The organism is Kribbella catacumbae DSM 19601 (genome assembly GCF_000372465.1).
GTDB classification, from domain to species: domain Bacteria; phylum Actinomycetota; class Actinomycetes; order Propionibacteriales; family Kribbellaceae; genus Kribbella; species Kribbella catacumbae.
The window spans coordinates 56,368-77,331 of record NZ_AQUZ01000042.1 but is presented as its reverse complement, the minus strand read 5'-3'; the positions used below and the strand labels follow the sequence as shown (position 1 = coordinate 77,331).

At 68.2% G+C, this 20,964-nt stretch carries 22 protein-coding genes; 19 read left to right on the top strand and 3 right to left on the bottom strand.

Annotation, left to right across the window (positions count from 1 at the left end; genetic code table 11):
• Window positions 1-501: 501 nt before the first annotated feature.
• The 7 genes from A3ES_RS53550 to A3ES_RS49250 all read left to right on the top strand — a co-directional run bounded on the left by A3ES_RS53550 (window position 502) and on the right by A3ES_RS49250 (window position 6,011).
• A complete protein-coding gene (locus A3ES_RS53550) occupies window positions 502-1,449 on the top strand; it encodes a hypothetical protein (protein WP_157630877.1) in 948 nt (315 codons plus the stop codon).
• Window positions 1,450-2,248: 799 nt separating this feature from the next.
• Complete coding sequence (locus A3ES_RS56950; protein ID WP_020391098.1) at window positions 2,249-2,758, top strand: YbaB/EbfC family nucleoid-associated protein; 510 nt, start codon at window positions 2,249-2,251, stop codon at window positions 2,756-2,758.
• 57 nt (window positions 2,759-2,815) lie between these two features.
• Entirely contained in the window at window positions 2,816-3,415 is a 600-nt protein-coding gene (gene recR, locus A3ES_RS0132875) for a recombination mediator RecR (RefSeq protein ID WP_020391097.1), read from the top strand.
• Window positions 3,408-4,052, top strand: coding sequence for a DUF5063 domain-containing protein (locus A3ES_RS0132870; RefSeq protein ID WP_020391096.1), 645 nt, complete (start codon window positions 3,408-3,410; stop codon window positions 4,050-4,052). The genes recR and A3ES_RS0132870 overlap by 8 nt, the downstream gene beginning before the upstream one ends.
• Before the next feature lie 67 nt (window positions 4,053-4,119).
• Window positions 4,120-4,776: a hypothetical protein gene (locus tag A3ES_RS0132865; protein ID WP_020391095.1), complete on the top strand. Its 657-nt coding sequence runs from the start codon at window positions 4,120-4,122 to the stop codon at window positions 4,774-4,776.
• Between the two features lie 48 nt (window positions 4,777-4,824).
• Window positions 4,825-5,484, top strand: coding sequence for a hypothetical protein (locus tag A3ES_RS0132860; RefSeq protein WP_020391094.1), 660 nt, complete (start codon window positions 4,825-4,827; stop codon window positions 5,482-5,484).
• A 155-nt stretch (window positions 5,485-5,639) separates the two neighbouring features.
• Window positions 5,640-6,011: an MFS transporter gene (locus tag A3ES_RS49250; protein ID WP_026163424.1), complete on the top strand. Its 372-nt coding sequence runs from the start codon at window positions 5,640-5,642 to the stop codon at window positions 6,009-6,011.
• Here A3ES_RS49250 and dinB read toward each other — a convergent pair whose 3' ends face one another.
• Entirely contained in the window at window positions 6,012-7,211 is a 1,200-nt protein-coding gene (gene dinB / locus A3ES_RS0132850; RefSeq protein ID WP_020391093.1) for a DNA polymerase IV, read from the bottom strand. It lies immediately after the preceding gene.
• Window positions 7,212-7,291: 80 nt separating this feature from the next.
• Here dinB and A3ES_RS0132845 point away from each other — a divergent pair, with 80 nt between their 5' ends.
• The gene (locus tag A3ES_RS0132845) at window positions 7,292-8,512 is read left to right on the top strand and encodes an MFS transporter (RefSeq protein ID WP_237745128.1); all 1,221 of its coding nucleotides are present in this window, start codon (window positions 7,292-7,294) and stop codon (window positions 8,510-8,512) included.
• 47 nt (window positions 8,513-8,559) lie between these two features.
• Here the strand turns inward: A3ES_RS0132845 and A3ES_RS0132840 are convergent, their stop codons facing one another.
• Complete coding sequence (locus tag A3ES_RS0132840) at window positions 8,560-8,925, bottom strand: ArsR/SmtB family transcription factor (protein WP_237745127.1); 366 nt, start codon at window positions 8,923-8,925, stop codon at window positions 8,560-8,562.
• A gap of 236 nt (window positions 8,926-9,161) precedes the next feature.
• Between A3ES_RS0132840 and A3ES_RS0132835 the strand changes: the two genes are divergently transcribed.
• From A3ES_RS0132835 to A3ES_RS0132810, 6 genes are read left to right on the top strand one after another with little or no spacing between them, the layout of a single operon-like run.
• Entirely contained in the window at window positions 9,162-10,430 is a 1,269-nt protein-coding gene (locus A3ES_RS0132835) for an aspartate kinase (RefSeq protein WP_020391090.1), read from the top strand.
• On the top strand, window positions 10,427-11,527 hold the full coding sequence (locus A3ES_RS0132830) for an aspartate-semialdehyde dehydrogenase (protein WP_020391089.1): 1,101 nt from the start codon (window positions 10,427-10,429) through the stop codon (window positions 11,525-11,527). Before A3ES_RS0132835 ends, A3ES_RS0132830 begins: the two co-directional genes overlap by 4 nt.
• 57 nt (window positions 11,528-11,584) lie before the next feature.
• Window positions 11,585-12,301 (top strand): ABC transporter ATP-binding protein, encoded by a 717-nt coding sequence (locus A3ES_RS0132825; protein ID WP_020391088.1) that lies wholly within the window; start codon window positions 11,585-11,587, stop codon window positions 12,299-12,301.
• Entirely contained in the window at window positions 12,298-13,020 is a 723-nt protein-coding gene (locus tag A3ES_RS49245; protein WP_020391087.1) for an ABC transporter permease, read from the top strand. The genes A3ES_RS0132825 and A3ES_RS49245 overlap by 4 nt, the downstream gene beginning before the upstream one ends.
• Window positions 13,014-14,168: a sensor histidine kinase gene (locus A3ES_RS49240; RefSeq protein WP_020391086.1), complete on the top strand. Its 1,155-nt coding sequence runs from the start codon at window positions 13,014-13,016 to the stop codon at window positions 14,166-14,168. Before A3ES_RS49245 ends, A3ES_RS49240 begins: the two co-directional genes overlap by 7 nt.
• Window positions 14,165-14,800, top strand: a complete 636-nt coding sequence (locus tag A3ES_RS0132810) for a response regulator (RefSeq protein WP_020391085.1) — start codon at window positions 14,165-14,167, stop codon at window positions 14,798-14,800. Before A3ES_RS49240 ends, A3ES_RS0132810 begins: the two co-directional genes overlap by 4 nt.
• Before the next feature lie 15 nt (window positions 14,801-14,815).
• On the opposite strand, the gene A3ES_RS0132805 is transcribed toward A3ES_RS0132810, so the two are convergent.
• Window positions 14,816-15,808: a helix-turn-helix domain-containing protein gene (locus A3ES_RS0132805; RefSeq protein WP_020391084.1), complete on the bottom strand. Its 993-nt coding sequence runs from the start codon at window positions 15,806-15,808 to the stop codon at window positions 14,816-14,818.
• Window positions 15,809-16,407: 599 nt separating this feature from the next.
• Here A3ES_RS0132805 and A3ES_RS54470 point away from each other — a divergent pair.
• The 5 genes from A3ES_RS54470 to A3ES_RS0132775 all read left to right on the top strand — a co-directional run bounded on the left by A3ES_RS54470 (window position 16,408) and on the right by A3ES_RS0132775 (window position 20,964).
• Window positions 16,408-16,578 carry a hypothetical protein gene (locus A3ES_RS54470; protein ID WP_020391082.1) on the top strand — a complete coding sequence of 57 codons (171 nt, stop codon included), beginning with the start codon at window positions 16,408-16,410 and terminating at the stop codon, window positions 16,576-16,578.
• A 298-nt stretch (window positions 16,579-16,876) separates the two neighbouring features.
• Complete coding sequence (locus A3ES_RS0132790; protein WP_020391081.1) at window positions 16,877-17,743, top strand: ABC transporter permease; 867 nt, start codon at window positions 16,877-16,879, stop codon at window positions 17,741-17,743.
• The gene (locus tag A3ES_RS0132785; protein WP_237745126.1) at window positions 17,730-18,545 is read left to right on the top strand and encodes an ABC transporter ATP-binding protein; all 816 of its coding nucleotides are present in this window, start codon (window positions 17,730-17,732) and stop codon (window positions 18,543-18,545) included. The genes A3ES_RS0132790 and A3ES_RS0132785 overlap by 14 nt, the downstream gene beginning before the upstream one ends.
• Window positions 18,546-18,547: 2 nt before the next feature.
• The gene (locus tag A3ES_RS0132780) at window positions 18,548-19,642 is read left to right on the top strand and encodes a glycosyltransferase (RefSeq protein ID WP_020391079.1); all 1,095 of its coding nucleotides are present in this window, start codon (window positions 18,548-18,550) and stop codon (window positions 19,640-19,642) included.
• Complete coding sequence (locus A3ES_RS0132775; protein WP_157630876.1) at window positions 19,639-20,964, top strand: glycosyltransferase; 1,326 nt, start codon at window positions 19,639-19,641, stop codon at window positions 20,962-20,964. The genes A3ES_RS0132780 and A3ES_RS0132775 overlap by 4 nt, the downstream gene beginning before the upstream one ends.

Sequence of the window (20,964 nt, the reverse complement as noted above, 5' to 3'; positions counted from 1 at the left end):
GAGGGCCAGGCGCCGGGCCAAGCACCAGGCCAGCCGTCGGGGCAAGGCCAAGGACAGGCACTGGGTCAGGCAGCGGGTCGAGACCAAGGCGAGGGACAGGCATCAGGGCAGGCGCAGGAGCCGATGGCTTCGCAGCCTGCAGTTCCGGCGCAGGTGGACAACACCGGATCGCGTTCCGGCGCCTGGGGCGATGAGCCCACTGCCCCGGCTCAATCCGGCCCGCCCTCCGGCCCGCCCTCCGGTCCAGGCAACCCGCACGCCTCAGCTCCAGGCACCTCGACTCCAGGAAGCCCGCCTGCTCCGGGCGCCTCCGCTTCAAGCAGCTCGCCTGCGGCGGGTAGTCCCGCTCCAGGCGCTCCGACCTCAGCGAACTATCCCGCCTCGGTCGACCCGCGTGCGGCGGGCCCTGCTGCGGGCGCGGCACCGGCGGGGGTGGGTGGGTCTTCAGGGTCGGTGGGGCTGGGGGATGTGCGGCGGTTGTGGCCGGAGATTCTCGAGGCGGTGAAGGCCAAGCGCCGGTTCGCCTGGATCATGCTGAGTCAGAACGCTCAGGTGATCGCGATCGACGAGCAGACCCTCACGCTCGGGCTGGTCAACGCGGGTGCCCGCGAGAGCTTTGCCCGTTCCGGCAGCGACGAGATCCTGCGGCAGGCGATGATCGACACGATCGGCCTCGACCGTCGCGTCGAGGCTGTCGTCGACCCATCCAGCGATCCCGGCGCAACTCCACCCGCGACCCCGCCACGCCCGAGCTCGCCACCTTCGTCGTCCTGGGACGCATCACCCTCCGCTGCTCCATCCAGCGGCAATGCTCCCACCACCGGCACCTCGCCCGGTGCCGGTACCGGCCCTGCTGGCCCCTCTCCCGGCGCAGGCACCGGCCCTGGCGCCGCCACTGGCCCTGGCGCCGCCACTGGCCCTGGCACCTCCACCGGCCCCGGCCCCGCCACTGGCCCCGGCCCCACCACCGGCACAGGCGCCCCGACGAGCAGCGGTCATGCCGCTGGCCCGACCGACAGCTACTCAGCTCCCGGTACTGCGGACGCCCCCGCCGTTGGTGGCGGGGTCGCCACCGCGGTACAGGCGCCGACAGCGGCCGCAGTACCGGCTGCTGCATTGCAGGAAGCGTCAGCGGCGACCGGCCAGACAGGGCTGCAGTCCGACCAGCAGGCAGGCGGCCCGCCGGCGCCGACCGCGAACCCTGAGCAGGTACCCGAAGACCGCCGCGAACAGGCCGCGAGCAAGCGCCGCGCCGCCGAAGCCGCAGTCGCAGCCGAGCAGGAGCGCCGCGCCGCCCAGGTCCAGGTCGCAGAAGTCCCCCTCACCCAGGAGGAAGAGGCCGAAGCGATCGGCGAGGACGACGTAATCCTCGAAGAGGATTCCCGCAGCCACACCGACCTCCTCACCGAAACCCTCGGCGCCCAAATCATCAGCGAAGAACCCAACTAGCCACCATCACCACCAGCAGAACCAACCCGCCCAACTCACCGCGGCCGGCTGGAGTTGCGGAGGCTGCTGGGTGTAGGGCTCACGACGACTGCTCCGCTGCGCTACGCCGGCTGCCTCGCTGGGGAGAGCGGCGACGCGCGAAGCCAGCGATGGGCGAGGGGTGAGTGCGCCAGGTGCCGGCTGTGTGCTGGTCGTGGGTGGTGCTCGGGCATTCGGGCGGCCCGTTGGAGTTGCCGAGGGGTGCCGGCGGTGTGGTGGGGCCTGGGGCGGATCGCGAATGGGTCCGGTTGGTGCTGGCGTTCCGGGGCTGCTGCTGGCTTGGGGCTTTGGGCACGGGTCAGGCGCTCGATCCCGGATTGGGTGGCTGGCGGGTGCTCAAGGTGGCTGTGGTGCGGTGGTGGGTTGGGGTTTTGGGTAGGTGGCGGGGCGAGGTGGCTCTGGATGGGTTTGGGGGCGGCTTGCCGGGAGTTGCTGGGGCACGGGGGCGGGCGTGGATGGGGCTTCGGTGAGTCCGGGGTGGTCTGCGGAGTTGTCAGGGGGGTGCTGGGAAGGTGTGGGAGGTGAATTGTTTTCGAATTCACAGGTTTGAGGGGTTCATCCACAAGGGGTAGGGGCTGTGGGAGACGGGGGATCGGTGGTCGTCCACAGGGTGTGGATAAAGGTGTCCACAACTTGTGGAGAAGGCTTGGGAGACTCATCGGTTTCCTCCTGGGTGCTCCCTTGGGGCGGGGTTGTCCGGGGGACCGGCTAGGCTCGGGGAGCAAGTGGAACTGGGAAGCAGTTCGGACGGGAGATCGCGGTGTTCGACGGTGGCGGTTCGCAGGGCGCTGGTGGCTTCGACATGTCCAATCTGCTGGCTCAGGCGCAGGCCATGCAAAGCCAGTTGATGGAGGCTCAGGCCAACCTGGAGAGCCAGGAGGTCGAGGGCAGCGCCGGTGGTGGGCTGGTGACCGCGCTTGTGTCTGGCACTGGTGAACTGCTCAGCCTGACCATCAAGCCGCAGGCCGTGGACCCCGACGACACCGAGACGCTGGCCGATCTGATCGTGGCCGCGGTGCGGGACGCCTCGGAGAACGCCAAGCAGGTCGCGGCCAGCGCGATGGGTCCGTTGGCCGGTGGACTCGGCGGCGGTCTGCCCGGTCTCGACGGTGTCTTCGGCGGCGCCGAAGACGAGGACGACACCACAAAGCCAAGCATCGGCTTCGGCAAACCAGGCACCCCAGGCGCGACCGGCACTCCAGGCGCGACCGGCACTCCAGGCGCGACCGGCACCCCGGGCGCGACCGAAGCCCCAGGCGCCCAGGCATGACGCGCACCCCAGGTACATCCGGCACGGCCGGGTTGCCCGGTCAGAAGCCGGGCTGACGTGTACGAAGGGGCCGTCCAGGACCTCATTGACGAGCTTGGCCGGCTCCCCGGGGTCGGTCCGAAGTCCGCGCAGCGCATCGCGTTCCACCTGTTGTCGGCCGACGAGACCGATGTCCGCCGGCTCGCGCATGTGCTCGTGCAGGTGAAGGAGAAGGTCAAGTTCTGCGAGATCTGCGGCAACGTCTCCGAGGAGACGCAGTGCCGGATCTGCCGCGACCCGCGTCGCGACCTCGCGCTGATCTGCGTGGTCGAGGAGGCCAAGGACGTCGTGGCGATCGAGCGGACCCGCGAGTTCCGCGGCCGCTATCACGTCCTCGGCGGCGCGATTTCGCCGATCGAGGGGATCGGGCCGGACGAGTTGCGGATCAGGGAACTGATGCAGCGGCTCGCCAGCGGTGAGGTGACCGAGATCATTTTGGCCACCGATCCGAACCTGGAGGGTGAGGCGACAGCGACCTACCTGAGCCGCTTGCTACGGCCCATGGGGTTGCGCGTCACCCGTTTGGCTAGTGGACTTCCAGTAGGCGGTGATCTCGAGTACGCCGACGAGGTCACACTCGGACGGGCGTTTGAAGGGCGACGATCGATCGATGACTGAATCAACCGATATTGCGCAACGTGCTCTGGCGACGGACTCCGAGGACCTGCTCGAGTTCGCTGAACAGATCGCCGACCAGGTGCAGAGCTTCCTCATCTCCGTGCGCGACATCGCCGCACAGCCTGATGAGGACGGCGTCGACGAGGGTCTCGCCTCACTGCCGTACCTGCTGCTCGAGGTGAGCCAGCTGCTGCTGGCCGGCGGGCGGCTGGGTGCGTTCGAGGACTTCGTCCCGGAGGAGCGGTTCGAGAGCGACGCCGGTCCGGATCCGGATCTCGACGCGATGCGGGACCGGCTGGCGATCCTGTTCGAGGGCCTGGACGAGTACGCCGAGGTCTTCGACCCGTACGCCGCGCCGCCGGAGATCACCGTCAACCGGCTCTCCGACGACCTGACCGCGATCGCGACCGACCTGGTGCACGGACTCGCGCACTACGAAGAGGGCCGGGTTGTCGAGGCGCTGTGGTGGTGGCAGTTCTCCTACGTGTCCACTTGGGGCGCGGCGGCGAGCGCAGTACTGCGGGCCATCCAGTCGCTGATCGCGCACGACCGGTTGGAGCCGGCCCACGATCCGGAGACCGAGGCCACCGATCGCGAGCTCGTCGAGGTCGCCGAAGAGGCCGTACAGCGCCGCTGACCAGCAGTTATCCACAAGGCCTCGACAGGGCCGAGCGGATCTTCGCCGGAAGCGCTTCACTGGTGGCGTGTCCGTTTATGACGTCATCGCACGACTGCCCGGGATCGAAGAGGTCCGGAGGACGAGTCGCGCTCTCGCGACGCTCGACGCTGTCCTGAGTCCGGAACCGGAGTACCGGTACTTCAGTTTCGACGCGCACTGGAGAGCCGGCCAGGAGACCGCGTTGATGGTGAGCGGCTCGGGCGACCAGTACTCGATCGTCTTCTCGGCTGATGGCGCGATCGCTCAGGGCTTCGATCACGAGTCGCCGATCTCGCAGTGGAACAGCCCGGCGAGAAAGACGTGGCCCGGCTTGTTCGTCGGCCTGCCCGATGAGCTGGCAGCCGCCTTGGAGGAGCCGGCCTTCCGCGACCACGACGGCAGCCAGGCTGTCACGGTGTGCTTCTGGCGTACTCCGGCCGACGACCGGTGGCATTGCGGTCCCGTCGAAGGCGCTGAGAAGGACGGAGCCGACTGGATGTTCGACCTCCTTGCCGACGGTCGCCCCGAGGCCTATCAGCGCTTCGCGACGCACTGCTACGGGAGCCCTCTGGAGATCGATGCTATCCGGCATGTCTACGCGTTGAAGCCGCTCACCGAAGAGGTGGTCGCCGCGCTCAATCCTGAGCTGGGGCTGGACGATCTCGAGCGCGACATCGCCGCAATCGGCTACCGGCGCTCCTGAGGCCCAGGCGGTCAGGCGGACGGTCCGCGGAAGCGCTTAGATGGCAACGTGTCTGTCTACGAGGTGATCGCGCAGCTGCCCGATATCGACAAGGTGCGGCGGACCAGTCGTGCTCTGGCGATGCTCGATGCGGTGTTGAGTCCGGAAGCGGATTCGCGGTACTTCAGCTTCGATGCGCGGTGGTCGGACACCGAGGAGACGGCACTGATGGCCAACGGGGAGGGCGATCAGTACTGGATCGTGTTCTCGCCGGCGGGTGCGTTCGCGCAGGGGTTCGCGCATGAGTCGCCGGTCTCGCCGTACGTCTCCGATGATCAGGACACGGTGTGGCCGGGGTTGTTCGACGGCGTACCGGACGTGTTCGCCGGGGCGCTGGAGGAGCCTGCGTTCCGGGACGAGTCGGATACGCGGATGGCGACTGTCTGCTTCTGGCGGCAGGCCGGCGACGATGCGTGGCACTGCGGGCCGGTCGAAGGGGTTGAAGAGGACGGCGCCGACTGGTTGTTCGAACTGCTGGCCGACGGGCGCCCTGAGGCGTACCTGACCTTCGCCGAGGAGTACTACGAGGTCGAGCTGGAGCTGGACGCCGTCCAGCATGTCTACGCGCTGATGCCACTCACCGAAGAGGTCGTCACCGCACTCAACCCTGAACGCATGCTGAAAGACCTCAAGGACGACATCACCGAGATCGCCTACCCCCGCCACTGAAGCCACGAAGCCCCCACTTGACCACCTGCGAGCAAGTTTTGGCTCGGCGTTCGCGATCGGCATGCTGATCGGAGCCCCGGTGCTGGCCGTGGTCACGATCCGCTGGCCGCGTCGTACCGCGCTGCTGACCTTCCTTGAGGTGTTCGCTCTCACCCATGTCGTGGGTGCGTTGGCCCCGAACTACGATCGCCAGCCGTGCGGTCGGCGCCTTCGTGTACGCCGGGTTCTGGGCCGTAGCCGCGGTCACCGCCCTGGGGCTGGTTCCGGATCATCGCCGCGGCAGGGCGATGAGCATCGTGGCCGGCGGACTCACCACCGTTCCGCGGACCACCCCGGACCGCGCGTCCGCACCGCGGATCTCCAGCGAGCTGCGGGCGATGACGAACCCGCGGCTGTGGCTGGCCTACTCCACGCCCGCTTTGTCGACCGGCGCCCTCCTGGTCACCTTCAGCTACTTCGCACCCCTGCTGGCGGCGCCGAAGGCCGCTCCTCGCAAGGTAGAAGTCACCTGCGCGACGGGCAATTGATCAGTCCGGGAGCATGGGGACGGTCAGGCCTTGGGAGCGGCCGAGAAGGTTGCCTCGCGTGATGGCGTTGGTGCCGAACTTGTCGCGGACGCCGTCCAGCGTGGAGTCGAGTTCGTCGTTGCTCGCCTTGTCGAACGGCAACGCCAGTTGCACGGTCGCCTCGTTCTCCAGGTTGCCGACCGAGATGCCGACCATGGTGATGCCCTGGGTCTCGATCATCGGCCGTGCCGTGGCCATCAGCGAGCGCGCGGTGATCAGGATCGCCCGCGTCTGACCCGTTGCCTGAGGCAACGTATGTGACCGGGTCGCCCGGGTGAAGTCGTCGAACCGCAGCCGCAACGTGACCGTGCGCCCGGCCCGCCCGGCCGACCGCATCCGCCGCGTCACCCGATCGACCAACCCGGCCAGTACCGCGTCCAGCGTCTCCGCCGACTTCGGCGAACGCCCGAGCGCGCGCTGGGAGCCGATCGACCGCCGTCGGCGGCCGACCTCGATCGGCCGCGGATCGCGGTTGTGTGCGAGGGCATGCAGATGGCGCCCCGACGCCCGCCCGAGCATCGCGATCAGCGCCGCCTCCGGCAGGATCGCGACATCCCCGACCGTGGTCAGCCCGCGATTGCGCAACTTCTCGGCCGTCACCTCGCCGACACCCCACAGCCGCTCGACCGCCAGCGGATGCAAAAACTCCAGCTCCCGATCGGGCGGCACCAGCAGCAACCCGTCCGGCTTCGCGACCCCACTCGCCACCTTCGCCAGGAACTTCGTCCGCGCCACCCCGACAGTGATCGGCAACCCCACCTCAGCCAGTACTGCGGCGCGCAACCGCCGGGCGATCTCGACCGGCGTACCGGCGATCTTGCGCAGGCCGCCGACGTCGAGGAACGCCTCGTCGATCGACAGCCCCTCGACCAGCGGCGTGGTGTTCTCGAAGACCCGGAAGACCGCCTTGCTCGCCTCCGAGTACGCCGCCATCCGCGGGTGGACGACGATCGCCTGCGGGCAGCGCCGGAACGCCTGGCCACCGTTCATCGCGGTGCGGACGCCGTACGCCTTGGCCTCGTAGCTGCAGGCGAGCACCACGCCGGCCCCGACGATCACCGGTCGGCCACGCAGGCGCGGGTCGTCCCGCTGCTCGACCGACGCGTAGAAAGCGTCCAGGTCGGCATGCAGGATGGTCGCTTCGCCGTCGGGCACGAACATATGTTCGCATACTCGCAATGGGTCCGAATAGGGAGAAATCCCGAGGCGGACTGTCGGTGCGACAGGACAGAATGCGGCTCATGGACCTGTCGGCTTATCGCGCGCTCTGGCGGACGCCGGGCGTCTTCGCCCTGCTGACCGCGGCGGTGGTCGCCCGGATCCCGGTCATCGCGTCGCTGGTACCGATGGCCTTCCTCGCCAAGGACGCAGCCGGCAACTTCGGGTGGGCCGGTGTCGTAGCGGGCGCGTACTCCGTCGGTATGGCGGTCGGTGGGCCGGTCTGGTCCCGTCTGGCCGACCGTCGTGGCGGCCGAGGCGTCGTGATCGCCACCGGCGTCGCCTGGGGTGTGGCGATGGCCGTGCTCGCCCTGATGCCGTCCGATGCGTACAGGCTCATGCCGGTGATCTCCGGTCTGGCCGGTGCGTTCGTCTCGCCTGTCACGTCGACTCTGCGAGCTGCCTGGCCGCGGATCGTCCAGGGCTCGCGGCTGCGGGCGGTCTATGCGCTGGATGCGACGGCGGCGGAGGTGCTGTTCGCGATCGGCCCGATGCTGGGTGCCCTGGTCGTCAGCTTCGCCAGCCCGCGGGCCGGAGTACTGACTGCTGCTGTCGCGGCCGGAATTTCGATCTGGTGGTTCGGTCTGCGTCAGCCTCCGGCGGTCCCGCATGACGAGTCGAAGGGTGCGCGGCTGACGGCGCCGCAGTTGCTCTGGCATCGCCACCGGCTGCCGTTGATTTTTGCTTTCGCGTTCTCGGTCACGGCCTTCGCCTCGGTCTCACTCGGGATCGTGGCGTTCGCGGACGCGCACGGTAATCGCCTGATCGCCGGTGCGCTGGAGACGGTCTGGGCAATCGGCAGCCTGGCCGGCGGCATCCTGGTCGGTGCTCTGCCTGGCCGCCGCAAGTCGTACGTCTGGCGACGGACGCTCCTCGTCTCGACCGGCATGCTGGTCTGCGCCTTCGCCACCTGGTCGCCGGTGTCGCTCGGGATCGCTTTGATGCTGTCAGGGTGCGGACTGGCCCCCATGGTCGGCGCGCTGTACGAGCGGCTCGGTGCCATGACACCGGAGTCGGTCAAGACCGAGACCTTCGGCTGGATGCAGAGTGCCGGCATGGCAGGCGGCGCTGTCGGCTCAGCGGTCGCGGGTGTGGTCGTCGAGGCTTTCGGCGTCCGCTACGTCTGGGTGATGGCCGCGGTCCTCACCCTCGTCGCAGCGGTCACCGTACTGCGCGTCCCGCCGCACACCCCGGCGGACGACCCGGAACCCGTCGAACGCCAGGCGGTACCTCAAGAGGCCTGAGATCGTCAGCGGCCGGCCGCTCGGTGTGGCCGAAGAGTGTGCTGGGGTCAGGCATGGCCGGGTTCCTTCCTGGCTCGGTGGCCGCGGCGGAGTTCGATATCGAGGGCGTCGAGGCGGTTCGTCCAGAACCGGCGGTACCGGTCCAGCCAGGCATCGATCTCCTGGAGCGGGGCGGCGTCGACGGCGTAGAGGCGGCGGGTGCCTTCGACGGTGACGGTGGCGAAGCCGTTGTCGCGCAGTACCCGCAGGTGCTGGGAGACGGCTGGCTGGCTGATGCCGAACTCGTCGCCGATGACCGCCGCGATCTGGCCGGCCGGCAGTTCGCCGTCGGCGAGCAGTTCCAGGATCCGCCGCCGGACCGGGTCGCCGAGAATGTCGAAGGCGTGCACGATCCGCACTATTTCAGTCGCCACTTATATAAGCAAGTGGTCTGATCGGGCGGAAGGTCTGCGGCCGGATCGGGGGCCGGATGGCGTTCCTCCCGGTCCTCCGGCAAGTCGCCGTACAGGTGGACCAGTCGGTGGTCGGCCCGTAGGCAACGAGAAGATCACGGCTAGAATGAGCCCGAACGACTACGCCCGGTGCAGCGCAGCACGGCGTACCGCAACCAGTGCAGGACGGCTGGGGATTCAAGCAATGAGGAGACTCTGTGGGACGCGTCGTGCACAAGTACGGCGGTTCTTCGGTCGCTGACGCCGATTGCATCAAGCGCGTGGCCCAACGGATCGTCGCGACGAAGAAGGCCGGGAACGACGTCGTGGTGGTGATCTCCGCGATGGGCGACACCACCGATGAACTGATGGACCTGGCCAAGCAGGTCTCGCCGCTGCCGCCGCCGCGTGAGCTGGACATGCTGCTCACCTCGGGTGAGCGGATCTCCGCGGCCCTGCTGGCGATGGCGATCGCGAACCTGGGCTACGAGGCCCGCTCGTTCACCGGCTCGCAGGCCGGCGTGATCACCACGTCGCGGCACGGCAACGCCCGGATCATCGACATCACGCCGGGCCGGATCGAAGAGGCCCTCGGCGAGGGTCACGTCGCGATCGTGGCCGGATTCCAGGGGGTCGCGCAGGACACCAAGGACATCACCACGATGGGCCGCGGCGCCTCCGACACCACCGCGGTCGCGCTGGCCGCCGCCCTGGAGGCGGACTACTGCGAGATCTACACCGACGTGGACGGCATCTTCACCGCGGACCCGCGGATCGTGCCGGCCGCGAAGCAGATCCCGAAGATCTCCTACGAGGAGATGCTCGAGATGGCCGCCTGCGGCGCCAAGGTGCTGCACCTGCGTTGCGTGGAGTACGCGCGGCGCTACAACGTCCCTGTCCACGTGCGCTCGTCCTTCTCGCAGAAGGAAGGCACCTGGGTCGTCGATGCGAAGGAATTGAACAACATGGAACAGGCGATCATCTCCGGTGTGGCCCACGACCGCGGCGAGGCCAAGATCACCGTGGTCGGCGTCCCCGACAAGCCCGGTGAGGCGGCCCGGATCTTCGAGACCGTGGCCGGCGCCGAGACGAACATCGACATGATCGTCCAGAACGTCTCCGCGGTGGCGACCAACCGGACCGACATCTCCTTCACCCTGCCGCGCTCCGACGGCGCCCGCGCGATGTCCGCGCTGGCCCGGAAGAAGGACGAGGTCGGCTACGAGCAACTGCTGTACGACGACCAGATCGGCAAGGTCTCCGTGATCGGCGTCGGGATGCGCTCGCACCCGGGCGTCTCGGCGAAGTTCTTCTCCGCGCTGGCCGAAGCCGGCGTCAACATCGAGATGATCTCGACATCCGAAATCCGGATCTCGGTGGTTGTCGACGAGCACATGGTGGACGCCGCCGTAACCGCGGCGCACACTGCATTCGACCTGGACGACGAGCACACCCAAGCTGTCGTGTACGGAGGAACTGGACGGTGACCCCTGTGAGCGCTCTTGATCAGACCGAAGACCGGACGGGCCTGCCATCGCTGGCGGTCGTCGGCGCCACTGGCGCCGTCGGCACGGTGATGCTGACCCTGCTCTCGACCCGTGAGAACGTCTGGGGCGAGATCCGGCTGATCGCATCCGAGCGCTCCGCGGGCAAACGGCTGAAGGTCCGCGGCGAGGAGGTCGAGGTCGTCGCGCTCAGCGCCGACGCCTTCGACGGCATCGACGTGGCGATGTTCGACGTACCGGACGAGGTGTCCGCGCACTGGGCGCCGATCGCCGCCGCCAAGGGTGCCGTCGTGGTGGACAACTCCGGCGCCTTCCGGATGGACCCCGACGTACCGCTGGTGGTGCCCGAGGTGAACGCCGAGGCGGCCCGCAACCGGCCGAAGGGGATCATCTCCAACCCCAACTGCACCACCTTGTCGATGATCGTCGCGATGGGCGCGCTGCACCACCGGTACGAGCTCGAGCAGCTCGTCGTCGCGTCGTACCAGGCAGCCTCGGGAGCCGGTCAGGAAGGCATCGACGCCCTCTACGACCAGCTGATGAAGGTGGCCGGCAACCGCGAGCTCGGGACGACGCCGGGCGACGTGCGCCGGGTGATCGGCAATGCGCTCGGGCCGTTCCCGGCACCGCTGGCGATGAACGTCGTACCGTGGGCCGGCTCGCTCAAGGACGACGGCTGGTCGTCGGAGGAGCTCAAGGTCCGCAACGAGTCCCGCAAGATCCTGAACCTCCCGGACCTGAAGGTCTCCGCGACCTGCGTCCGGGTCCCGGTGATCACCACGCACTCGCTGTCGGTGCACGCTCGCTTCGGCCAGGTGGTCGACGTCGACGAGGCCCGCGACGTACTGCGGGACGCGCCGGGCGTGCTCGTGTTCGACAACCCGGCCGAGGCGGAGTTCCCGACCCCGGCCGACGTGGTCGGCACCGACCCGACCTGGGTCGGCCGGATCCGCCGCTCGCTGGACGACCCGCAGGCGCTGGAGCTGTTCGTCTGCGGCGACAACCTGCGCAAGGGCGCGGCCCTCAACACGGCCCAGATCGCCGAGGTCGTCGCCAAGGAGCTCACCACTCAGCAGTAGTGCCCGATCAACCGATCGGTTGATTCGCCGTGGTCGCGATGACGCGACGCTCGATTCATGACAGTGATCGAGATCGAGAGCCTGACGAAGAGCTATCAGGCGAACCGGGCGGTGCACGGTCTCTCCCTGCGCGTCGAGCAGGGAGAGATCTTCGGGATCGCCGGCCCCAACGGCGCCGGCAAGACCACCGTGGTGGAGTGCGCGTCGGGCCTGCGCCGGCCGGACGGCGGTACGGTCCGGGTGCTCGGCCTCGACCCGCGGACCCAGCGACGCGAACTGCTCCAGCGGATCGGCGCCCAGTTGCAGGAAGCCGCACTGCCTGACGCGCTCAGAGTCGGCGAGGCACTGCGGATGTACGCCGCCCTGTACGACCGGCCCGCGGATTGGCGGGTGCTCCTGGACGACTGGGGTCTCGCGGACAAGAAGCGTGCTTCGTTCGGCAGCCTGTCGGGTGGCTGGAAGCAGCGCCTGTTCATCGCGCTCGCCCTGGTCGGCAACCCGGAGGTCGTCTTCCTCGACGAGCTCACCACCGGACTCGATCCGATCGCCCGGCGGACGACCTGGGGACTGATCCGCGAGCTACGCGACCGTGGGGTGACCGTCGTCCTGGTCACCCACTTCATGGACGAGGCCGAGGCGCTGTGCGACCGGATCGCGATCGTCGACCACGGCCGGGTGATCGCCGAGGACACCCCGGCGGCCCTGATCGCCAAGCAGCACAGCGATTCCCTCGAGGACGCCTTCTTCGCGCTGACCGGAAGGACGCTGTCATGAAGGGACTGCGGCAGGTCATCGCGATCGAACTCCTCCTGATCGTGCGGGATCCGATGTCGGCCTTCTTCGCTCTCGCCTTCCCGCCGCTGCTGCTCTGGGTCAAGCTGCGCGGCGACGAACCCCTGCCGGGCGGTCTACCGGAGATCGATGCCACGGTGCCGATGCTCAGTGTCTTCGTGATCGGCCAGGCCGCGCTTGTGGTGTTGCCGGCCACGCTGGCGCAGTACCGGGAGCGCCGGATCCTCAAGCGGCTGCAGGCGACTCCTGCCTCGTCCGCGCTGGTGTTCGGTGCGCAATGGTTCGCCCATCTGCTGCTGGCCGCGATCGGGACCGTGCTGCTGATCGCGCTCGGGTTCGCCGTCTTCGATCTGTCGGCTCCGGCGAACGTGGCCGCGGTGTTGCTCGCCTGGTTCCTCGGCGCACTGAGCCTCGGCGCGATCGGGCTGCTCATCGGCGCTCTCGTCCCGAACGCGCGGGCCGCGACAGTGATCGGGCTGAGCCTCTTCTTCCCGATGGTGTTCGTCTCCGGCGCGATGATCCCGCGCGAGGTCACCTCGGAATCGATGCGGGCGGTCGGTGACCTGACCCCGATGGCTCCGGTGGTGGAAACGATTCGCGACGCCTGGGCCGGCAACGCCCTCTCGCCGCTTACCCTGAGCCTCATGGCAGCGATAGCCCTGGTCGCCGGATGCGCTGCCGTACGGACCTTCAGATGGTAGAGGACACCCGCTGGGACCGGGCCCAGCCAGTCCTGCCCTACCTATTTATCTTGCTCCCGGCCGTCTTCGCCCTGCTGCGGGACTGGCGGCCGGAGGCGCTGCTCCTACCACTGGCCCTCGGCGGCTGGCACTGGCTGATGGTCGACTGGCGCCGGATCAAGCAGCCGCTGGCGATGATCGCGTACTTCGCTGGCCTGCTGGCCGTCCTGGCCGTACTGCTCAGAATCGACTCGGTCTTCTTCGTGACCGGTATCGGGGCGTTCGTCCTCGCCTTCACCCTGTTGCCCCGCTGGTGGGCGTACGTCGGCGTCGCGGCGACCGCCGGTGTACTGGTCGGCGTACCGGCTCGATCGGGCAGCTCTGCCCGGGAGCTGATCTTCTCGTTCCTCGTCGCAGTACTGATCGCCTCGGCGGTCGGGCTGTCCACCCGGGTGATCTCCGAGCAGAGCGAACAGCGGAAGGTGATGATCGGCCGGTTGCAGGAGCTCGCGGAGGAGAACGCGGAACTGCAGGCGCGGCTGCTCACGCAGGCCAGAGAGGCCGGTGTGCTTGACGAACGTCAGCGGATGGCCCGGGAGATCCACGACACCATCGCGCAGAGCCTCACCGGCATCCTGACCCAGCTGGAAGCCGACGGCGGGGCCGCCACCGCGAAACGGCTCGAAACCGTGCGCGGTCTGGCCAGGGACGCACTGACGGAGGCGCGCCGCTCGGTACAGGCCTTGCGTCCGGCGCCATTGGACAACGCGCAGCTCGCCACCGCGCTGCGAGAGGTCGCGGACAAGTGGTCGCAGACTAGCGAGGTCGCCGCGTCCGTCGACGTCACCGGTGATGCCCGGCCGTTGCACGTCGAGGTAGAGGTCGCCCTGTTGCGAGTCGCTCAGGAGGCGCTCGCCAACGTCGGCAAGCATGCGCGGGCAACCCGGGTCGGGATCACCCTTTCGTACATGGAGGACGTCGTGGCGCTCGACGTACGCGATGACGGCGCCGGCTTCGTCCCAGCCCGTACTGCGGGCTTCGGGCTGGTCGCGATGCGCCAGCGGATCACCCGCCTGGCCGGTGCCTTCGAGGTCGAGACGGCACCTGGGCAAGGCACCGGGATCTCCGCCACCGTCCCCGCCATTCCACCTGAGGGGAGCGCATCGTGACTCCGATCCGGTTGCTCATCGTCGACGACCACCCGATCGTTCGCGACGGCCTGCACGGGATCTTCGCCGGCGACGACGCCTTCGAGGTGGTCGGCGAGGCGGCCGATGGCCCCGAAGCTCTCGTGGTCGCGCTGCAGACCCGGCCCGACGTGGTGCTGATGGATCTGCGGATGCCGAAGATGAACGGCGCCGAAGTGATCCGCCGGCTTCGCGAGCAGACGCCCGGCCTGCAGGTGCTCGTGCTGACCACCTTCGACGACGACGCGGATGTGCTGCCGGCGATGAAGGAGGGCGCTATCGGCTATCTACTGAAGGACACGCCTCGAGCCGAACTGCGCAACGCAGTACTGGCTGCTTCGCGAGGGGAGACCGTGCTGTCGCCGACCGTGGCCGGAGTACTGAGTCAGAGTGTGCGGGCGCCGCAACAGCAGCGGCTGAGCGGCCGTGAGCTCGAAGTACTGGGTCTGGTGGCGCGCGGCGCGACGAACCGGGACGTGGCGACGAGGTTGTTCATCACCGAGGCCACGGTGAAGACCCATCTCCTGCACGTCTTCGCGAAACTGGAGGTGAACGACCGGGCAGCCGCTGTCGCGGTCGCCTACGAGACCGGACTGCTCAAGCCCGGCAGCTGATCCGGCCGTCCCCTCTCAGAGCCAGTTCTCGCGGGCCGCGTGCAGGGCCAGCTGGAAGCGGGTGCTGGCGCCGGTGCGGTTCATCAGGCGTTCCAGGTAGCGGAAGAAGGTCCGGCGGCTGATGCCCAGCGTTCGAGCGATGGTGTCGTCGGCAGCCCCTGTCGCCAGCAGAGCCAGCAGGCGGCGTTCGATCGGTTCCAGCCGGTCGTCCTCGGTGCCGACGGACGCGTGCAGTGGCAGGGCGTTGCGCCAGCACAGCTCGAACATGCCGAGCAGCGCGGTGAGCAGGCTGCTCGGCCGGATGATCAGCAGCGACCGGTTCACGTCGGTGTCGCGCACCGACATCGACACGAACGCGATGGACCCGTCGATGATGGTCAGCTTGGCCGGTACGTCGGGCAGCACCCGCGCCTGCTCGCCGGCCTCCACGCAGGGCAGGATGTTCTCGGTCAGGTACCCCGGCACCTCGACGGACTCCGGCGAGTAGACCACCCGGTAGGAGACGCCCCGCCTGAGTTGCTCGATCTCCTCCTGGTTGGGGCCCGCGCCCAGGTAGTACGGCGGGGTGTCGATGGCGAGGATCTCCCGCTGCGCGCTGTCCTTGATCTGGTGGATCCGCTCGACGATCGCGCTGCCGGTGACCACCTCGATCAGATGCGTGGTCGACTCGTTGTGCACGGTCCGGCGGAACTCGTCGTACGCGTTCAGGACCTCGATCCGGGCCTGCTTGAGCTCGGACTCGCGGCGCAGTGTCAGCGCCTCCAGCCCGGCGTCAGGGGGCACCGGCAGGAATCTGGAGTGGTCCGACCCGGACCGCCTGGCCAGGCCTGCCTGCACCAGGCCACCGAGCGTCGCGTCGATCCCCACTGCCCGGCCGGTGACGGCCTCGTCCAGTTCGGTGATCGAGGACGGCCCGGTGCGCAGCAGGTGCTGGTACACCCGGATCTCGTCGTCGTTGAGGCCGAGCACCCGCAAGTGATCGGCACGCTCCGTGTCGGTCGAGCCCATAACTCTCCCTTCCCTCCCGAGCGCGCTCACTGTGCGCTACCGCCGCTCAAGCCTAGAACGAGCGGTGAAACTTTTTCGGCACTGTCCGTATCCCGGCGACCGCACCGAGCGATCTTTGTTGTTTCGTCAGCATTCTTGTGCCGTGTCACCATCTGGCCACCATTTCTGCGCAGTTGTGAGCGAGAATTGAGGTCCAGCAGCCCGGCGACGGACCACCTGAGCGCCGCCGGGCTGCTGTTCCAATTCTGGCCTTAGTTCGCTTCGGAGTCAGCGAACGCCGTTTCGGTTGGGTCTCGATCCCGGCGTATTGGTGCCCTCGCACTCCCGTGCCATCACCCGCTGTGCTGGAGGGTGTACAAACTGTGCAACTCCATCGTGAGGCCGATGAGGAGGAGACCCCTATGTCGCAGCCACTGCGTCAGGTTCTGCCCAGGCATCGCCGGGCCTTCGGCCATGGTGCGATGACCGCCGCCCTGGCCATCGTGCCGGTGCATTCCGCGCGAGCCCGGACTCCCCTCCAAGGCGATGCTGTCGCCCCAGGCGGTCCTGGCCCCCGGGCTGCCGGTGGGATCCATGCAGTGCCAAGCGAGCTTCCGTGGATGGTGAGGCTGTCCACGGCAGGTGGTGCCGGGAGCGGCACTCCTCAGCAACAGCTGACCGCTGAGCCCTGGGTGGATTCCACCGGCGACACCCTGAACGCCATCGGCCCTGCCCGGCAAGGGCTGCTGGCCGGCGTACCGGCGTACCGGCTGGGGTTCCACATCTTCTGATCCGCGCAATTTCTGTTGCGCCGATTACGCCTTACGGCGAAGGCCAGGTACGTTGATTGGCTTCGTGTGAGGTGTCAAATGTATATTCCAGATAACGATGGGCGGGGTCCGCTCCTCCGATCGGTTGCGACGTTTTGATAGCAGTCTGTGCGTCGCTGCTCACCCAGGAGGCACGCTGTGTCGTCGGCTACGACGCAATCCGCTACTCTGCTTCCGGTTTGCGTGGCCCGTCGTCGTGGACCGCGGCCACCGTCGAAATTTCGATGACTACGACCGTCCCCAGAGAGGCGTCGCCTGAATGAACGCGACTAGCGTCGACGAGGAGTTCAACCCGTCGGTGCATGTGTACGAACCGCACAAGGTGGGCCTGCCGCCCCTGCGGCCTTACTTCAAGGCGCTGTGGGAGCGGCGGGAGTTCGCGGCCGAGATGTCCCGGACCGGTATCCGGGCGGCCAACACGAACACCTTCTTCGGTCAGGTGTGGCTGGTTCTGAACCCGCTGCTGCTGGCGGGTGTGTACTACCTGCTGGTGGAGATCATCGCGGGTGCCGGCGCCAAGAGTGACGGTGCGGAGCGGTTCGCGCACATGTGTGGCGGGCTGTTCGCCTTCTACTACTTCTCCGGTGCGATGACCGCCGGTGCGGCCAGCGTCGTCGGTGGCGGCAAGCTGCTGATGAACATGTCGTTCCCGCGGATGCTGCTGCCGCTGTCGGCACTGCGGACCTCGTTCTTCCGGTTCCTGCCGACGATGGTCGTCTACGCCGCGATCCACCTGGTAATGCGCCAGCCGCTGCACTGGGCGATGCTGCTCGCGCCGATCTTCCTGATCTTCCTGACCGTCTTCGCGGCCGGGATGGGGATGATCTTCGCGGCACTGCAGGTGTACTTCCGCGACACCACCAGCTTCCTGCCGTACTTCGTGAGGATCTGGCTCTACCTGTCCCCGGTGCTCTGGTTCGCCGAGGATGCGCCGGAGAAGTTCAAGAGCTTCATCCAGTTCAACCCGCTGTTCTCGCTGATCGGCGGCTGGACCGACCTGCTGGTCCGCGGCCAGATCCCGGACCTGTGGATGTGGATCGGTGCGGCGGCCTGGGCACTGGCCGCGGCCCTCATCGGCTCGTTGTTCTTCATGTCGAGGGAGCGTGAGTTCGTTGTCCGTCTCTGAGGCTGAGAAGAAGTCGATGCAGAACAAGGACCTGGGTCCCGCCGTCAAGGTGCAGGACGTCTCGATCACCTACCGGACCACGTTCGAGCGGGTGCCGACCTTCAAGAGCGCGCTGGTCCGGCTCGGCCGCGGCGAGCGTGCGGTCCGTGAGGTCAAGGCGGTCCAGAACGTCTCCTTCGACGTCGACCACGGCACCACGATCGGCATCATCGGCGCGAACGGCGCCGGCAAGTCGACGCTGATGCGCTCGCTGGCCGGCATCCTGCCGCCGACCTCGGGCCGGATCGAGGTGCACGGCCGGGTCAGCACGCTGCTGTCGCTGGGCGTCGGCTTCAACGCCGCGCTGTCCGGTAAGGAAAACGTCGTACTGGGTGGTCTGGCGGCCGGTCTGAGCCGCAAGGCGATCCAGGAGCGGTACGAGGAGATCGCCGCGTTCGCCGAGCTGGGCGACTTCATGGAGATGCCGATGCGGACGTACTCGTCCGGCATGTTCAGCCGGCTGGCGTTCTCGGTCGCCGTGCACATGGATCCCGACATCCTGCTGATCGACGAGGCCCTGTCGGCCGGTGACGCGTCCTTCAAGCAGAAGGCGTCGAACAAGATGAAGGAACTCGTCACCAACAGCCGGACGATGTTCCTGGTCAGCCACGCGATGAGCAGCGTCAAGGATCTGTGCAACGACTGCATCTGGCTGGACCACGGCAAGCTGATGATGCGCGGTACCCCTGACGAAGTGATCGCCGCCTACACGAAGTTCCTGCAGGTCAGTGCGAAGAGCGCTGCCACTCTCGAGGACTTCTGACGATGCGATCCACCCCAGTGCCGGACGTGGGCATCATCACGTCCGGCCACGACGTCGCCGATGCGCGGCTGCACAAGATCACCGCAGCCCTGCAGAAGCGGGGTCTGAACGTCGAGCTGTGGGGGCTTGGTGACCCGGCCGGGGGACCGACCGGAGCGACCGTCCACGCGGGCAACCGGGGCAGCCTGGTCCAGCGGCTGGCCCGGACCGCCGTACTGCCCTGGCGGACCAGTGCCAAGGTGGTCGTGACGGTCGATCCGGACATGATCCCGATTACCCGCCTCGTCACCACTCTGCGCCGCCGCAAGATGGTGGCCGACGTTCACGAGGACTACGGCCGGCTGCTTCGCGACCGGGCCTGGGCCAGGGGGCCGGTGGGGCTGCCGGCCCGGCTGATGGTGGCCCTCAGTACCCGGCTGGCCGCCGGGGCCGACCTGACGGTCGTCGCGGACTCCCACCTCTCGCCACACCAGGCCAAGCACCGGATGGTTGTCACCAACCAGCCGGTCGCGGCTTTTCTGGCGCCGGCACCGCCGGCCGGGGAGCCCCGGGTGGTGTACGTCGGCGACCTGCGGGTGAGCCGTGGACTGTTCGACATGGTCGACACTGTGGCGGCCGCGCCGCAGTGGTCGCTGGACCTGATCGGCCCGGTCGCCGGTGGCGACCGGGAGCGGCTGGAACGCCGGATCGCCGAGCCCGATGTCGCGGGCCGGGTCCGGCTGCACGGCCGGCAACCACCGGCGGAAGCCTGGCGGATCGTCGAGGGAGCCTGGGCCAGCCTTGCGCTGCTGCAGGAGACCCCGGCCTTCGTCGAGGCGATGCCGTCCAAGATCTACGAGTACCTCGCGAGCGGATTGCCGGTGGTTTCCACCCGGTTGCCCCGTCAGACGAGGATCATCGAGGAATCCGGTGGTGGTGTCCTGATCGACACCGTCGCCGAGGCCGCGGAGACGTTGCGCCGCTGGTCCGACGACCCAGGGGAGCTGGAGAAGTTGCGCGACTGTGCGCTCCAGTGGGCCGCCGACCATCTGCCGACGACGACGCCGTACGACGAACTGGCTGACGCCATCCAAGACCTGCTGCGAGGAAGTGCATGAACCAGGCCCGCCCACACATGCTGTACGTCTGCTGGGGCTACCCGCCCTGCCGAGGAGGCGGCGTCTACCGCGCGCTGGCGACCGCGAACCGGTTCGCCGAACAAGGCTGGAAGGTCACCGTGCTGACCGCGGACCGGGAGACGTTCCACCGGTTCACCGGGGCCGACCTGACCCTGGAGGAGCGGATCCACCCTGACGTCGAGGTCGTCCGGGTGCCGTTCGAGTGGCCGATCCTGGAGGCCGACCTGCGCAAGTGGTCGAAGTCCCGGGCCTCGAACCCGAAGCTGTGGAGCAAGTGGCGCACCAAGCGCGACCAGATCCCCTTCCCGGAAACCGGCTACGGCCCGTGGCGGAGCACGATCGAGAAGGCCGCCGAGCGGATCCACCAGGCGAACAAGGTCGACCTGACCGTCGCCACCGCGAACCCGCACGTCACCTTCGCCGCGGCGTACCACCTGTTCAAGAAGTTCGACGTGCCGTACGTGATGGACTACCGCGACGCGTGGCTGCTGGATGTCTTCAGCGGTGACCGGCTGCACGAGCCGAACAGCCGCGCCGCCCGCTGGGAGCGCAAGCTGGTCGCGTCCGCGCAGGAGGTCTGGTTCGTCAACGACCCGATCCTCGACTGGCACAAGGACCTCTACCCCGAGCACGGGGGCAAGATGCACACGGTCGCGAACGGCTTCGACCCGGACCTGGTGCCGTCGACGCACGACCGCGGCGCGGTGACCGATCGCCCGCTGGTCTTCGGTTACGTGGGCACCGTCTCGCCGAAGGTCCCGCTCGCGGACTTCGTCAAGGGCTGGCAGATTGCCAAGGAGCGGTCCGAGGACCTGCGCGACGCCAAGGTGAAGATCCACGGCTACCTCGGGTACTACGCGCAGCCGCGCGCCGACATGCTCGGCATTCTCAACGCGGCCGCCGAGGACGGGGTCAGCTACGAGGGTCCGGTCGGCAAGGCTGAGATCGCCAAGGCGTACGACGAGTTCGACGTCCAGCTGCTGATGCTCGGCAAGGGGCGCTATGTCACCAGCGGCAAGGTCTTCGAGTACCTCGCCACCGGGTTGCCGATCGTCTCGGTGCACGACCCGATGAACGCGGCGTCCGACGTACTGCGTGGGCATCCGCTCTGGTTCCCGGTGAAGGACATCGAGGACCCCGAGACGATCGCGGAAGCACTCGTCGAGGCGGCCCGCGCGGCCCGCACGGCGGACGAGGGCATCCGGGCGAAGGCGCGCGAGTTCGGCGCCGGCTACCGGCGTGACCTGCAGATGGATCCGCGAATCAAGGCATTGGCCGAGCGCGTTGGGGCGGTGGTCTGA